Genomic DNA, 13,345 nt, shown 5'->3' with positions numbered 1-13,345 from the left:
CAGCCCTGGAAGGGATCCCTGTTTCCCTGACGAAATTCAAAAGGATCCGAGGAGACAACTTGCAAAAAACGGGTCAAGACAGGCCGACTTGAGCGGCCCTTGAATTACTTCTTCTTGGCGGTTTTGGGGGCAGCGGTGACAGACTGGGTCACTGCGGCGATGTTGGACTCGGCCATATCGGTGGCTTGCTTGACCGCTTTTTGCACCGACTCGTAGGCGGAGTTGGCCGCGCTCACTGCACCCTTCATCATGGCCACGGCTTGCTCGGAGCCAGCGGGAGCGTTTTGTGTGGCGTTTTCCACCAAAGACGCGAGCTGCTTTTGCGCAAGGGCGCTTTGGGCTTCGAAGGCTTTGGTGAACTCGCTGCCTGTACCCGAAGCGATGTCGTACAGGTGACGGCTGTAAGCGGCTGTCTTTTCGGCCAAGGGCTGGAACAAGTTGGCTTGCATGGCCAGCAACTCTTGCGCGTCTTTCACGCTCAAGGTGGCCTGGGTGCTGTTGGCGGACTCATCCAAGGCGGCTTTGGCAGCGCTCAGGTTCAACTCGACCAGTTTTTCAACGCCTTCGAAGGCTTTGGCGGTCAAGCCAAACAGGGTTTCCACGTTGGCTTTGTGTGAGGCGACGATTTGTTCAGCGGTCATCATGAGGATCTCCAGATCAAAAAAGGTTGGGTTTCAAGAGGACTGCTCTGTAACTGGCCGGGGCCGTACAACTTTGTTGCAGTGCAGCATGGATTGAAGTATAGGGTTTTCACGGGGTATTGCAAGGGGATGGACCTGTTTGCGGCTCAGTTTAGAGAGGGTTTTCTAGAATCGAAGGCCCCAACACGCACTCCCATGCACGCTTACTACGCTGACCATTTTGTTTTGCCCTTGCCCGAAGGCCACCGCTTTCCCATGCGCAAGTACAGCCGCTTGCGTGACCGCCTCACACAAGAGTTGCCCGCCGTACAAATGCATGAGGCCCCGGCCGCCAGCGATGGCGAGTTGGCGCTGGTGCACTCCCCGGCTTACATCCAGGGCATCGTCAACGGCAGCCTGGATGCGGCTTTGCAGCGCGAGATCGGTTTCCCTTGGAGCGCAGCCATGGCCGAGCGGGCGCGCCGTTCAGTGGGGGGCACCGTGGCTGCTGCCCGCGCTGCTTTGGAACTCGGGTTAGCGGGCAACCTGGCTGGGGGCACGCACCACGCCTATGCCCACAAAGGCGGCGGCTTTTGTGTGTTCAACGACATTGCGGTGACGGCCCGCCTGATGCAGGCCGAGGCCTGGCGGCATCACCGGCGGCCCTTGAACGTCGCGGTGATCGACCTGGACGTGCACCAAGGCAATGGCACGGCGCATATTTTTGCAGGCGACCCGAGCGTGTTCACGTTGTCTGTGCATGGCGAAAAGAACTTCCCCTTTCGCAAGGAACCCAGCGACCTGGATGTGGGCCTGCCCGACGGTTGCACCGACGAGCCTTATCTGGCCGCCTTGCACCAGGCCTTGCAAAGCCTGCAAGACCGCTTTGACCCCCAACTGGTGATTTACCTGGCCGGGGCCGATCCGCATGAGGGCGATCGGCTGGGGCGGCTCAAATTGACGGTCGATGGCATGCAGGCACGGGACCGGTTGGTGATGGACTGGGCCTGGCAGCGCAGGCTGCCGGTGGTGCTGTGCATGGGAGGGGGGTATGGGCACGACATCGAGACCACGGTGCAGGTGCAAGTGCAGACTTGGGGAGTGGCTTTGGCCTACTGGCAGTTGTGGCAACGCTGGCACAATCTCGGGCGATGAACACCCCCGATTCGCCCGCAGCCAAACCCCAAGCCGACGCCCGCAGCAGCTACAAGGCGTTTCGCCCCATCAGCACCCGCTGGATGGACAACGATGTGTATGGCCATGTGAACAACGTGGTGTACTACAGCTGGTTCGACACCGCCGTGAATGCCACGCTGATAGAGCAGGGCGTGCTCGACATCCACGGGGGCAGCACCATTGGCCTGGCGGTGGAAACCCAGTGTTTTTACTTTGCGCCACTGGCGTTCCCGCAAACGGTTGACGCGGGCATCCGTGTGGCCAAGCTGGGCACGTCCAGCGTACGCTACGAGGTGGGGCTGTTCGCGCAAGGCGCAGAATTGACTGCCGCCCGGGGCCACTTTGTGCATGTGTATGTGGACCGCGAAACCCGCCGCCCCGTGCCCTTGCCGGGCCCACTCAAAGCATTTTTGGAGACATTGACGTGAGTATTTTGAACATCGGACCCCAGGTCAGCACCCGCGTGAGCGATCCGGCCAGCGTGGACGCTGCCATCTTGAGCCGTTTTTCGGCCCGCGCCTATTTGCCTCAAGCGGTGGACCGCAGCGTGTTGCAAGAGGTGCTGAGCATTGCCGCCCGCTCGCCCAGCGGCACCAACACCCAGCCCTGGAAGGTGTATGTGCTGCAAGGCGCCAAGCGCGACGAGCTGGTGACCAAAACCTGCGCTGCGCACGATGCCATCAGCGCCAACCCAGCGTTGGCCGCAGACTACGCCGAGTCTTACGACTATTACCCCGAAAAATGGGTCAGCCCCTACATTGACCGCCGCCGCGAATGCGGTTTTGGCCTGTATGGCGTGCTGGGCATCGGCAAGGGCGACAAGGCTTTGATGCACGCGCAGCACCAGAAAAACTTCCGCTTTTTCGACGCCCCCGTGGGCTTGATATTCACCATCGACAAAGTCATGGGCCGGGGCAGCTTGCTCGACTACGGCATGTTCTTGCAAAGCATCATGGTAGCGGCACGTTCGCGTGGCCTGCACACCTGCCCGCAAGCGGCTTGGAATGGTTTTTCCAAAATCATCTTGCCGCTGGTGGGTGCGGGTGAGAACGAAATGGTGGTTTGCGGCATGTCGCTGGGCTATGCCGACGAAGCAGCGCTGGTCAACACCTTCCAAACCACACGGGTGCCTTCGCAAGACTTCACCCATTGGGTGGATTGACGCTTTACTTAAAGACAAGGGACTGAATTGGGATTCGAAGCACTGGCGCTGCAGCTGCTCAACGGCCTGAGCCACGCCACCACCTTGTTCTTGATGGCCTCCGGGCTGACGCTGATTTTTGGCGTGACCCGGATCGTCAACTTCGCGCATGGCAGTTTTTTCATGTTGGGCGCTTTGTGGTCGGCGCACGCGGTGACGAACTGGTGGCCCGACATGGCGGGCAGCGCTTGGGGCTATGGTGCGGTGATTTTGATGGGGGCGTGTGTGGCCGCCTTGCTCGGGGCGGTGACCGAAGTGCTGCTTTTGAAGCGCATGCGCCATGCGCCGCAGCTGTACCAACTGGTGGCCACTTTTGGTCTGACGCTGGCGCTGCACGACGCGATGCGCTGGTATTTTGGGCCTGAAGAAGTCTTTGCGCCGCGCTTTCCAGGCCTCAAGGGTGCGATCCAACTGGGTGAGTCGTTTTTTCCGACCTGGCAACTGTTCACCTTGGCGCTGGGCCCCTTGGTTTGGCTGGGCCTGCACCTTTTGCTCACGCGCACGCTGTGGGGCCAGCGCGTGAAAGCCGCCACGCAAGACCGCGAGATGCTGGCCGCGCTGGGTGTGAATCCTGCGCCGTTGATGCTGGGCGTGGTCATGCTGGGCTGCGGTCTGGCGGGTCTGGCCGGGGCGCTGCAATTGCCGCGCGAACCGGCGCACTTGCAAATGGATGTGAACGTGGTGGTGGAGACCTTTGTGGTCGTGGTGACAGGTGGCTTGGGTAGCATTGGCGGGGCTTTTGCGGCGGCGGTGCTGATCGGCGTGATCCACGCTTTGGGACTGAGTTTTTTCCCGCAAGCGACCTTGGTGTTGGTGTTTTTGACCATGGCGGTGGTGTTGGTCTGGCGGCCGCAGGGTTTGGCCGGGTCGGCCGTGCATGCCGAGCAACGCGAAAGCGTGCCGGTGTTTGCGCTGTGGCCGGTGGCGCACTGGGGCCAGGCGGTGTTTGTTCTGGCCTTTGTCGGTTTGACGCTGCTGGCCTGGGGGCAGGGCGACTACGGCCGAAGTCTGGCCGAGGACGTGATGGTGATGATGCTGTTTGGCCTGAGCCTGCAGTGGATGATGGCTTTGGGTGGTTTGGTCAGTTTTGGCCATGCGGCATTTTTTGCGCTGGGCGCTTATGGAGCGGCGTTGTCGCACCTGCATTGGGGGGCGGGTTTGTTGGCCGCTTTGGCCGCAGGCATGGCGCTGGCGCTGGCTGTGGCCTTGGCTTTTGGCGCTTTGGTGGTGCGCAGCAGTGGCGTGTACCTGGCTATGCTGTCGCTTGCGCTGGCGCAAATGATTTGGGCCGGGGCCACGCAGTGGGTGGGCCTGACGGGCGGTGACAACGGTTTGATTGGCGTGCGCTTGATTGCACCCGAATCCCGTGCTTTGGCGGATGCGGTGCTGTGCGCCTTCATGCTGTTGGCCATCGTGGGCATGGCCCGCGTGGTTCGCTCCAGCCGGGGCGCGGCTTTGCAGGCGCTGCGCGACGCGCCGCTGCGGGCCGCGGCCAGTGGTTTGCCGGTGCAGGTTTTGCGCTACCAGGTGTTTGTGGGCAGCGCCACTTTGGCGGGGTTGGCTGGCGGGCTTTGGGCTGCCTTCAAAGGCGCGCTGTTCCCGTCTGTGGCGTCGGTCGCCATGTCGGTGGATGCCTTGCTGGTGATTTTGCTGGGTGGTGTGCACCAGTTGTGGGGCTCGGCCGTGGGTAGTGCGCTTTTGGTGTGGGGCGGGGCCGAGCTGGGGCAGGGCCTGGACTATTGGCGCGGTGTGTTGGGCCTGGTCATCATGGCGGTTATGGTGTTGGCTCCCAGCGGGGTGTTGGGTTCGCTGCAGCATCTACTGGCGCGCCGCACCGCGCCCAAATCTGCGAGCACAACAGCCACTGAGGGACCGGCATGAGCAGCGCAGCTTTGCAAGTGCAAGCTTTAACCAAGCATTTTGGCGGCGTCCAAGCGCTCGATGGCGTGTCTTTTGATGTGCCTGAGGGCCAGTGTGTGGCCCTGATCGGGCCCAATGGTGCGGGCAAATCGACCTGCTTTGCCTGCTTGGCGGGCCAGCAGGTGCCCACGGCGGGTGAGGTGTTGTGGCAAGGGCAATCGCTCTTGGGCAAGCCCCCCGCAGAGCGCCAGCGTTTGGGGGTGACCCGCACTTTTCAGGTGGCGCAAACTTTTGAAGCGCTCACGGTGCTGCAAAACGTCCAACTGGTGTTGCGCTGGCCGGTGCCACTGGCTTGGTGGGACCGGCTGGACCGACGCCAACCCGAGCGCGCTTTGCAGTTGGTCGCGCAAGCCGGCTTGCAGAATCAGGCGCACGCGACCGTGGCCGACTTGCCTTACGGTGCCAAAAAGCGCCTTGAGTTGGCGATGGCGTTAGCGGGTTTGCCCGAGCCAGGTGCTGAGCGCGGGCCGACCTTGCTGCTGCTGGACGAACCCGCCGCCGGTCTGGCCATGGCCGAGCGGGCCGACATGATGGCGCTGGTGCGCCCAGTGGCATCGCAAGGCGTGACGGTGCTCTATACCGAGCACAACATGGACGCCGTGTTTGGCGTGGCCGACCGGGTGCTGGTGCTGATGCAAGGCCGCTTGGTGGCCGATGGTGCGCCCGAGGCGGTGGCGCAAGACCTGCAGGTGCGCGAACGCTACCTGGGAATGGATTTCGACATGAAAGGCTTGTTCAGTGCTCAACGTTGAAGGTCTGAACGCGTGGTATGGCCAAGCCCAGGCCTTATTTGATGTCAACTTGTCGGTGGGCGAGGGCGAGTTGATCGTGATTCAAGGCTTGAACGGCGCGGGCAAATCCACCTTGCTGCAAAGCTTGATTGGCATCGGCCCCCGATCCCGAGGCCGAATCGAATGGCAAGGTCTGCCCATTCAGGACTGGCCCGCGCATCGTCGCGCCCGTGCAGGCTTGGGGTTTGTGGCCGAAGACCGGCGCTTGTTCACCGGCTTGTCGGTGAAAGAAAACCTGTGGATCGCAGCGCCATCGGGGACGCCCCTGAGCGCTCCGGTCACGCCCGCGCAGCGCTTTGACCGCGTGATGGCTTTGTTTCCCCAACTGCAAACCATGCTGCACCGCCCGGCCAGCCAGATGAGTGGTGGTGAGCAGCAAATGCTGGCGCTGGCCCGCACCCTCATGACCGGCCCGCGCCTGTTGCTGCTGGATGAGCCTTGCGAGGGCATCGCCCCGGTGCTGGTGGCGGCCATGCGTGATGCCTTGTTGCAACTGGTCCGCGAAGGTGTGTCCATGCTGGTGGCCGAGCAAAACAACATCCTGGCCCGGCATGCGCAGCGGGTGCTGGTGCTGACCAGTGGGCGCATGCAAACGGTGGCCTGAATCCGACAACGCGGTGGTAAGGCATCCCTTACACTGACCGTCAAGCACGAGTGGCCCCAGCCGCCAGAGACAACACACCATGATCATCACCAGCCTGCTCGACACCGACCTGTACAAATTCACCATGATGCAGGTCGTGCTGCACCAGTTTCCTGGTGCGCAGGTGCAGTACAAGTTCAAGTGCCGTAACCCTGGCGTGCAGCTGGCACCCTTTGTCGATGAAATCCGTCAGCAAATCCGTTCCCTGTGCAGTTTGAATTTCAAGGACGCTGAACTGCATTACCTGCGATCACTGCGCTTCATCAAGAGCGACTTCGTTGATTTTTTGGGCTTGTTCAAGCTCAATGAAAAGTACATTGAAGTCACGCCTTTGCCATCAGGTGAGATAGACATCACCATCCAGGGGCCATGGCTGCACACGATTCTTTTCGAGATCCCGGTGCTGGCCATCGTCAACGAGGTGTTCTTCCGCAACACCCAGAAAGTGCCCGATTTGATGGAGGGCCGCCGCCGACTGGACACCAAAATCGCCCAGCTGCAGGCCACTGGCCTTGAAACCCTCAAGATTGCGGACTACGGCACACGCCGACGTTTTTCACGTGCCTGGCATGAAGAGGTGCTGCGCGTGCTGTCAGCCCGTTTAGGCACCGGCCCTAGTGGCCAGTTGGCGGGCACCAGCAATGTGTATTACGCCTATTTGCTGGGGTTGACTCCGCTGGGCACCATGGCGCATGAGTATTTGCAGGCGGCTCAAGCGCTGGGGCCGCGTCTTCGTGACAGCCAGGTTTTCGCTTTCGAGTCTTGGGCCAAGGAGTACCGAGGCGATTTGGGCATTGCCCTGAGTGATGTGTACGGCTTCAACGCTTTTCTGCGCGACTTCGACCTGTATTTCTGCAAGCTGTTCGATGGCGCAAGGCACGACAGTGGTGACCCTTTCTCCTGGGGCGAGCGCATGATTGCGCATTACCAAAACAACCGGGTTGACCCCAAGACCAAGACACTGATATTCAGTGATGGCCTGACGATTCCGCGCACCATTGAGCTGTTTGAGCAGTTCAGGGGACGCTGCCAGTTGGCTTTTGGCGTGGGGACCAATCTGACCAACGACCTGGGTTACGAACCGCTGCAAATTGTCATCAAGATGACCCGGTGCAACGGTCAGCCTGTGGCTAAATTGTCAGATTCTCCCGGCAAAGGCATGTGTGAAGACGAAAAATACTTGGCCTACCTGCGCCAAGTTTTTGAAGTTACCCCTGGCAACTGAAGGTCGGTTTCTGTCGTTAACATCGCTTATCCATTGGGCAGAGTGCTGGGGTCCAAGTCCTTGAACCCAAGCTTTTCTTTTTCAAAACGGCTTCCAATCATGTCCAAACCTTCTATTCTGGTGGCGCGCGCCATCTTCCCCGAGGTACTGCAGTCTTTGGCGCAGGTGTTCGAAGTCGAGAGCAACCAAGCCGATGAGGTTTGGTCTGCCGCAGAGCTGACCCGCCGCATGCAAGGCAAAGTGGGCGCTTTGACCACCGGCAGCGAGCGCATAGACGCGGCGTTCTTGCAGGCCAATCCCCAGCTGCGCATCGTGGCCAACATGGCCGTGGGCTTCAACAACTTTGATGTGCCCGCCATGACCGCTGCGGGCGTGATTGCCAGCAACACCCCCGACGTGCTGACCGAAACCACCGCAGATTTTGGTTTTGCACTTTTGATGGCCACGGCCCGCCGCGTGTCCGAGAGTGAGCACTATTTGCGTGCCGGTTTGTGGACCAAGTGGAGCTACGACATGTTTGCCGGGGTCGAGGTCCATGGCTCGACCATCGGCATCATCGGCATGGGTCGCATCGGTCAAGGAATTGCCCGCCGCGCCGCGCATGGCTTTGGCATGAATGTGATTTATCACAACCGCTCGCGCTTGAGCGGCGAGCTGGAAGTGCAGTGCAAGGCCCGTTATGTGGGTAAAGAAGAGCTGCTCAAAACCGCTGACCATGTGATGCTGGTCGTGCCCTACAGCGCGGAGTCGCACCACACCATTGGCGCGGCCGAGCTGGCGCAAATGAAGACCACGGCCACACTGGTCAACATTGCGCGTGGCGGAATCGTGGACGATGCGGCCCTGGCCAAAGCCCTGGCGGTGCGCCAAATCGCTGCGGCGGGCATCGATGTGTTCGAGGGCGAGCCCTCGGTGCACCCCGACTTGCTCAAGGTGCCCAACGTGGTGCTCACGCCCCACATCGCCAGCGCGACCCTGCAGACCCGCAAGGCCATGGCCCAGCTCGCAGCCGACAACCTGGTGGCCTACCTGACACGGGGCCAGGCTCTTACGCCTTTGAACAGCTTGCCAGGCAGAACGGCATGAGTGAATGGATCTTATGGGGCCTGGGTGGCCTGAACCTCTTGTTGCTGTTGGTCTTGCTGCACAGCTTCAAGACCTTGCCCGATACCGCAGCGGCTAAAGCTGCTGAACAGGCCTCATCGCAAATGGGCTGGCAACAGCAGCAGTTTGATGCGGTGCAGGCCAGAACCGAGCGTCTGGAGCGAGAACTACGCAACGAAATCAGCCAGTCCGGTGTGCAGGGGCGGCAAGAGGTGATGCAGACACTCACGCTGTTCCAGCAGTCTCTGCTGCAACAAAGCGCCGAGGCTGCCCGCACCCAAAACCAGCAAATCGACGTACTGGCCCAGCAACTGGCCCTGCTGCAAAAAAGCCTGACCGACAGCTTGGCTCAACAGGTCAATGCGCTCTCCGAGTCGAATGCTCGGCGCCTGACAGAGATGCGCGGCACCATGGAAACCCAGCTGGCCCAGCTGCAGCAAAGCAACGCAGCCAAGCTCGATGAAATGCGCCAGACCGTGGACGAAAAACTCCAGGCCACGCTGCAAGCCCGACTGGGTGAGAGCTTTAAGCAAGTGGCCGACCGCCTGGAGCAGGTTCACAAGGGTCTGGGCGAGATGCACAGCCTGGCGCAGGGCGTGGGCGATCTCAAACACCTGCTGACCAACGTGAAGACGCGCGGCATGTTTGGCGAGGCGCAATTGGCTTCATTGCTGGAGCAGGTGCTCACGCCCGAACAATATGCGGTGCAAGTGGCCACGCGTCCCGGTGACAAAAACCGGGTGGACTTCGCCATCCGCTTGCCGGGTCGATCCGACAGTGGCCAGCCGGTGTGGCTGCCCATCGATGCCAAGTTTCCCAACGAGGACTATGAGCGCTTGCTCGAAGCGCAAAGCCGCGCCGACCTGGTGCAATCCGAGCTGTGCGCCAAGGCCCTCGAAGCGCGCATCCGGCTCGAAGCCAAATCGATTGCCGAAAAATACCTGGAGCCACCGCACACTACCGACTTTGCGGTGATGTTCTTGCCCACCGAAGGCCTGTATGCCGAGGTCTTGCGCCGCCCCGGCCTCATGGAAACCCTGCAGCGCGACCACCGCGTAACGCTGGCAGGCCCAACCAATTTGATGGCCATGCTCAACGCTTTGCAAATGGGCTTCAGAACGCTGGCCCTGGAAAAGCGCTCCAGCGAAGTCTGGCAGGTGCTCGGCGCCGTCAAGACCGAGTTTGGCAAGTTTGGCGATGTGCTGGACAAGGTGCGCAACCAGACGCAAACCGTGCTGAACACGCTCGACCAGGCCCAAACCCGCAGCAACGTGATGAACCGAGCCTTGCGCCAGGTCGATGCTTTGCCCGAAGTCCAGGCCCAGACCCTGCTGCCGGGCAGCGAGTCATGAGCCATGAGCGGCGATTCGCCAGCAGCAGGTGAGATGAGGTGAAGACCCTGCCTCGGCTGATTGGGGGCCAAATTTTCCTGCACGCCTGTATGGCAGGCATGCGCATGGCGACGCCGCTGTTGGCCCTCAAGTTGGGGTACAGCCCTCTTGCCGTGGGGGCCTTGTTGGCGCTGTTTGCCCTGACCCAGGTGTTTTTGGCCCTGCCTGCGGGTCGCTACATCGACCGTGCTGGCCTCAAAAAACCGCTGCTCATCAGTGTGGTCATCTCTTCTGTGGGGGCCAGTCTTTCTGCCATCTGGCCATTTTTTCCAGTCTTGTGTTTGAGTGCACTGGCCACGGGGGGTGCCACCGGCATGGCGGTGATTGCGTTGCAGCGACATGTGGGTCGCATGGCCCAAAATGCCGCTGAGCTGCGCGTGGCGTTCAGTTGGTTGTCGATTGGCCCGGCGATTTCTAACTTTTTGGGGCCGGTACTGGCAGGTTTGCTGATTGACTTTGCCGGTCCGCAACCCGCCCACATCACGGGCTTTCAATGGGCATTCTGGATGCTGGCAGCCCTGCCATTGAGCACCTGGTTCTGGGTGCGGTCTGTGACCGAATTACACGCTCCCCACACGCAGAACAAGCAGGCGATCCGGCGTGCCAAGGATTTGCTGGCCGAGCCCATGATGCGCCGTTTGCTGGCGGTCAACTGGGTGCTGTCCTCGTGCTGGGATGTGCACACTTTCGTGGTCCCGGTGTTGGGCCATGAGCGTGGTTACAGCGCGTCGGTAGTGGGCATGATTTTGGGCGCTTTTGCCCTTGCGGCCACCTTCATTCGGTTGTGTTTGCCTTTCATCTCGCGCCACGTCAAGGAGCACCAGATCATCACGGGCTCCATGGCTTGCACCGCGCTGCTGTTTGGGCTTTATCCCCTCATGCCCACGGCTTGGGCCATGGGTTTGTGTTCGGTGTTGCTGGGGCTGGTCTTGGGCACGGCCCAGCCGATGATCATGAGCACCTTGCACCAGATCACCCCGCCGAACCGCCATGGTGAGGCGCTGGGTTTGCGGCTGATGAGCATCAACGCCTCCAGCGTGCTCATGCCCATGCTTTTTGGGGCCGCTGGGGCGGTGGCTGGTGTGGCGCCGGTGTTCTGGGTGGTGGGGTCTGTGGTGGGCTGGGGTTCCCAATGGGCGTGGCGACTGCGACCCACCAGTGCCCACGGCGCAAGCCTTTGAACGGTTCAGGTGTAATGGGCTGTGTTTATATCCAGTGATGCGCCTGAAATCCCTCTACAATCCGCCACCATGGCCACCCAATCAACTGTCAAAACCTCCAGTGAGTACTCCGAAGGCTCGATCCGCGTCCTGAAGGGCCTCGAGCCCGTCAAGCAACGCCCGGGCATGTACACCCGCACCGACAACCCCCTGCACATCATCCAAGAAGTGCTGGACAACGCCGCCGACGAGGCTCTGGCGGGTTACGGCAAAAAGATCAAAGTCATCCTGCATTTGGATGGCTCGGTCAGCATCGAAGACGATGGCCGGGGCATTCCCTTTGGCCTGCACCCCGAAGAAAACGCCCCGGTGATCGAGTTGGTGTTCACCCGTTTGCACGCGGGTGGCAAGTTCGACAAGGGCAAGGGCGGGGCTTACAGCTTCTCGGGCGGTTTGCACGGCGTGGGCGTGTCGGTGACCAATGCGCTGTCCAAGCGCTTGGAGGCGACCAGTTACCGTGAAGGCCAAGTGGCGACGCTGGTTTTCTCGGGCGGCGACGTGACCGAGTCTTTGGTCAAGCGGCCCACAGGCGAGGGTGACCGCAAACAGGGCACCACCGTGCGCGCCTGGCCCGACGCCAAATTCTTTGAATCCAGCGCCCTGCCCATGAACGAGCTGACCCACCTGCTGCGCAGCAAAGCCGTGCTCATGCCGGGCGTGACGGTGACTTTGGTGAACGAGAAAACCAAGGAAAACCAGCAGTGGCAATACAAAGCCGGTCTGCGCGACTACCTGACGCAAACGCTCAACGGTGACCCGGTGATCCCTTTGTTTGAGGGCGAGGGCTTTGCCGACGCCAACCACGACAGCTTTGCCGAAGGCGAGGGCGCTTCGTGGGCGGTGGCTTTCACCGAAGACGGTGCGCCGGTGCGAGAGAGCTACGTCAACCTGATTCCCACCAGCGCGGGCGGCACACACGACAGCGGCTTGCGCGACGGCCTGTTCACCGCTGTCAAGAGTTTCATCGAGTTGCACGGCTTGCTGCCCAAAGGCGTCAAGCTCATGCCCGAGGACGTGTTTGCGCGTGCCAGCTATGTGCTGAGCGCCAAAGTGCTCGACCCGCAGTTTCAGGGCCAGATCAAGGAGCGCCTGAACTCGCGCGACGCGGTGCGCCTGGTCTCCAGCTTTGTGCGCCCGGCTTTGGAATTGTGGCTCAACGAGCATGTGGACCACGGCAAAAAGCTGGCCGAGCTGGCCATCAAGGCCGCGCAAACCCGCCAAAAAGCGGGCCAGAAGGTCGAAAAGCGCAAGAGCTCCGGCGTGGCCGTGCTGCCGGGCAAACTGACCGATTGCGAGAGCAAAGACATCCTGCACAACGAGGTGTTTTTGGTCGAGGGCGACTCGGCCGGTGGCAGCGCCAAGATGGGCCGCAACAAAGAGTGCCAGGCCATCTTGCCCCTGCGCGGCAAGGTGCTCAACACCTGGGAAGTGGACCGCGACCGCCTGTTTGCCAACAACGAAATCCACGATATCTCGGTGGCCATCGGCGTGGACCCGCACGGGCCCAACGACAACCCTGACATGAGCAACCTGCGCTACGGCAAGGTCTGCATCTTGTCCGACGCGGACGTGGACGGCTCGCACATCCAGGTGCTGCTGCTGACCTTGTTCTTCCGGCATTTTCCCAAGCTGATCGAAGCTGGGCACCTCTATGTGGCGCGGCCCCCGCTGTTCCGGGTCGATGCGCCGGCACGCGGCAAAAAGCCCGCGTCCAAAGCCTATGCGCTGGACGAGGGTGAGCTCATGGCCATCATCGACAAGCTGCGCAAAGATGGCTTGAAAGAAGGTGGCTGGAGCATCAGCCGCTTCAAGGGTCTGGGCGAGATGAGCGCCGAGCAGCTGTGGGACACCACCCTCAACCCCGACACGCGCCGCTTGCTGCCGATCGAGTTGGGCCCGCTGGACAACGCGGGCACCGAAAACCTCATGACCCAGCTCATGGGCAAAGGCGAAGCCGCCGCCCGCCGCGAGCTGATGGAACTGCACGGCGACTCGATTGAGATCGATGTGTAAATCGGTGTCAATTCTTACTTGGTAATACAATTCAATGGTGC

At 61.1% G+C, this 13,345-nt stretch carries 12 protein-coding genes; 11 read left to right on the top strand and 1 reads right to left on the bottom strand.

Annotation, left to right across the window (positions count from 1 at the left end; all coding sequences use genetic code 11):
* Positions 1-104: 104 nt before the first annotated feature.
* Positions 105-644 carry a phasin family protein gene (locus tag HEQ17_RS07280; protein WP_296292119.1) on the bottom strand — a complete coding sequence of 180 codons (540 nt, stop codon included), beginning with the start codon at positions 642-644 and terminating at the stop codon, positions 105-107.
* A 192-nt stretch (positions 645-836) separates the two neighbouring features.
* Between HEQ17_RS07280 and HEQ17_RS07275 the strand changes: the two genes are divergently transcribed.
* From HEQ17_RS07275 to HEQ17_RS07225, 11 genes are all read left to right on the top strand, one after another.
* Positions 837-1,775 carry a histone deacetylase gene (locus HEQ17_RS07275; RefSeq protein WP_296292118.1) on the top strand — a complete coding sequence of 313 codons (939 nt, stop codon included), beginning with the start codon at positions 837-839 and terminating at the stop codon, positions 1,773-1,775.
* Entirely contained in the window at positions 1,772-2,224 is a 453-nt protein-coding gene (locus tag HEQ17_RS07270; RefSeq protein ID WP_296292117.1) for a thioesterase family protein, read from the top strand. Before HEQ17_RS07275 ends, HEQ17_RS07270 begins: the two co-directional genes overlap by 4 nt.
* Complete coding sequence (locus tag HEQ17_RS07265; protein ID WP_296292116.1) at positions 2,221-2,958, top strand: nitroreductase; 738 nt, start codon at positions 2,221-2,223, stop codon at positions 2,956-2,958. Before HEQ17_RS07270 ends, HEQ17_RS07265 begins: the two co-directional genes overlap by 4 nt.
* A gap of 27 nt (positions 2,959-2,985) precedes the next feature.
* Positions 2,986-4,878, top strand: a complete 1,893-nt coding sequence (locus tag HEQ17_RS07260) for an ABC transporter permease (protein ID WP_296292115.1) — start codon at positions 2,986-2,988, stop codon at positions 4,876-4,878.
* Positions 4,875-5,669 (top strand): ABC transporter ATP-binding protein, encoded by a 795-nt coding sequence (locus HEQ17_RS07255; protein WP_296292114.1) that lies wholly within the window; start codon positions 4,875-4,877, stop codon positions 5,667-5,669. The genes HEQ17_RS07260 and HEQ17_RS07255 overlap by 4 nt, the downstream gene beginning before the upstream one ends.
* Positions 5,656-6,312, top strand: a complete 657-nt coding sequence (locus HEQ17_RS07250) for an ABC transporter ATP-binding protein (RefSeq protein WP_296292113.1) — start codon at positions 5,656-5,658, stop codon at positions 6,310-6,312. The genes HEQ17_RS07255 and HEQ17_RS07250 overlap by 14 nt, the downstream gene beginning before the upstream one ends.
* A gap of 79 nt (positions 6,313-6,391) precedes the next feature.
* Entirely contained in the window at positions 6,392-7,576 is a 1,185-nt protein-coding gene (pncB, locus tag HEQ17_RS07245) for a nicotinate phosphoribosyltransferase (RefSeq protein ID WP_296292112.1), read from the top strand.
* A 99-nt stretch (positions 7,577-7,675) separates the two neighbouring features.
* Positions 7,676-8,662: a D-glycerate dehydrogenase gene (locus HEQ17_RS07240; protein ID WP_296292111.1), complete on the top strand. Its 987-nt coding sequence runs from the start codon at positions 7,676-7,678 to the stop codon at positions 8,660-8,662.
* Positions 8,659-10,032, top strand: a complete 1,374-nt coding sequence (rmuC, locus tag HEQ17_RS07235) for a DNA recombination protein RmuC (protein ID WP_296292110.1) — start codon at positions 8,659-8,661, stop codon at positions 10,030-10,032. Before HEQ17_RS07240 ends, rmuC begins: the two co-directional genes overlap by 4 nt.
* Positions 10,033-10,070: 38 nt before the next feature.
* Entirely contained in the window at positions 10,071-11,252 is a 1,182-nt protein-coding gene (locus HEQ17_RS07230) for an MFS transporter (protein WP_296292109.1), read from the top strand.
* A gap of 69 nt (positions 11,253-11,321) precedes the next feature.
* Positions 11,322-13,304 (top strand): DNA topoisomerase IV subunit B, encoded by a 1,983-nt coding sequence (locus HEQ17_RS07225; protein ID WP_296292108.1) that lies wholly within the window; start codon positions 11,322-11,324, stop codon positions 13,302-13,304.
* The last annotated feature ends 41 nt before the right edge of the window (positions 13,305-13,345 follow it).

It is taken from the genome of Limnohabitans sp. (assembly GCF_023910625.1).
Lineage (GTDB): Bacteria > Pseudomonadota > Gammaproteobacteria > Burkholderiales > Burkholderiaceae_C > Limnohabitans_A.
Note: the sequence above shows the minus strand (reverse complement) of the source record. Positions and strands in the feature narration are given on the sequence as shown.

What these genes read in the sequence shown, in the direction of transcription:
- rmuC (WP_296292110.1), top strand. Translation starts at nt 8,659, where the DNA reads ATGAGTGAATGGATCTTATGGGGCCTGGGTGGCCTGAACCTCTTGTTG.
- HEQ17_RS07255 (WP_296292114.1), top strand. Translation starts at nt 4,875, where the DNA reads ATGAGCAGCGCAGCTTTGCAAGTGCAAGCTTTAACCAAGCATTTTGGC.
- pncB (WP_296292112.1), top strand. Translation starts at nt 6,392, where the DNA reads ATGATCATCACCAGCCTGCTCGACACCGACCTGTACAAATTCACCATG.
- HEQ17_RS07275 (WP_296292118.1), top strand. Translation starts at nt 837, where the DNA reads ATGCACGCTTACTACGCTGACCATTTTGTTTTGCCCTTGCCCGAAGGC.
- HEQ17_RS07225 (WP_296292108.1), top strand. Translation starts at nt 11,322, where the DNA reads ATGGCCACCCAATCAACTGTCAAAACCTCCAGTGAGTACTCCGAAGGC.
- HEQ17_RS07280 (WP_296292119.1), bottom strand. Translation starts at nt 644, where the DNA reads ATGATGACCGCTGAACAAATCGTCGCCTCACACAAAGCCAACGTGGAA.
- HEQ17_RS07240 (WP_296292111.1), top strand. Translation starts at nt 7,676, where the DNA reads ATGTCCAAACCTTCTATTCTGGTGGCGCGCGCCATCTTCCCCGAGGTA.
- HEQ17_RS07270 (WP_296292117.1), top strand. Translation starts at nt 1,772, where the DNA reads ATGAACACCCCCGATTCGCCCGCAGCCAAACCCCAAGCCGACGCCCGC.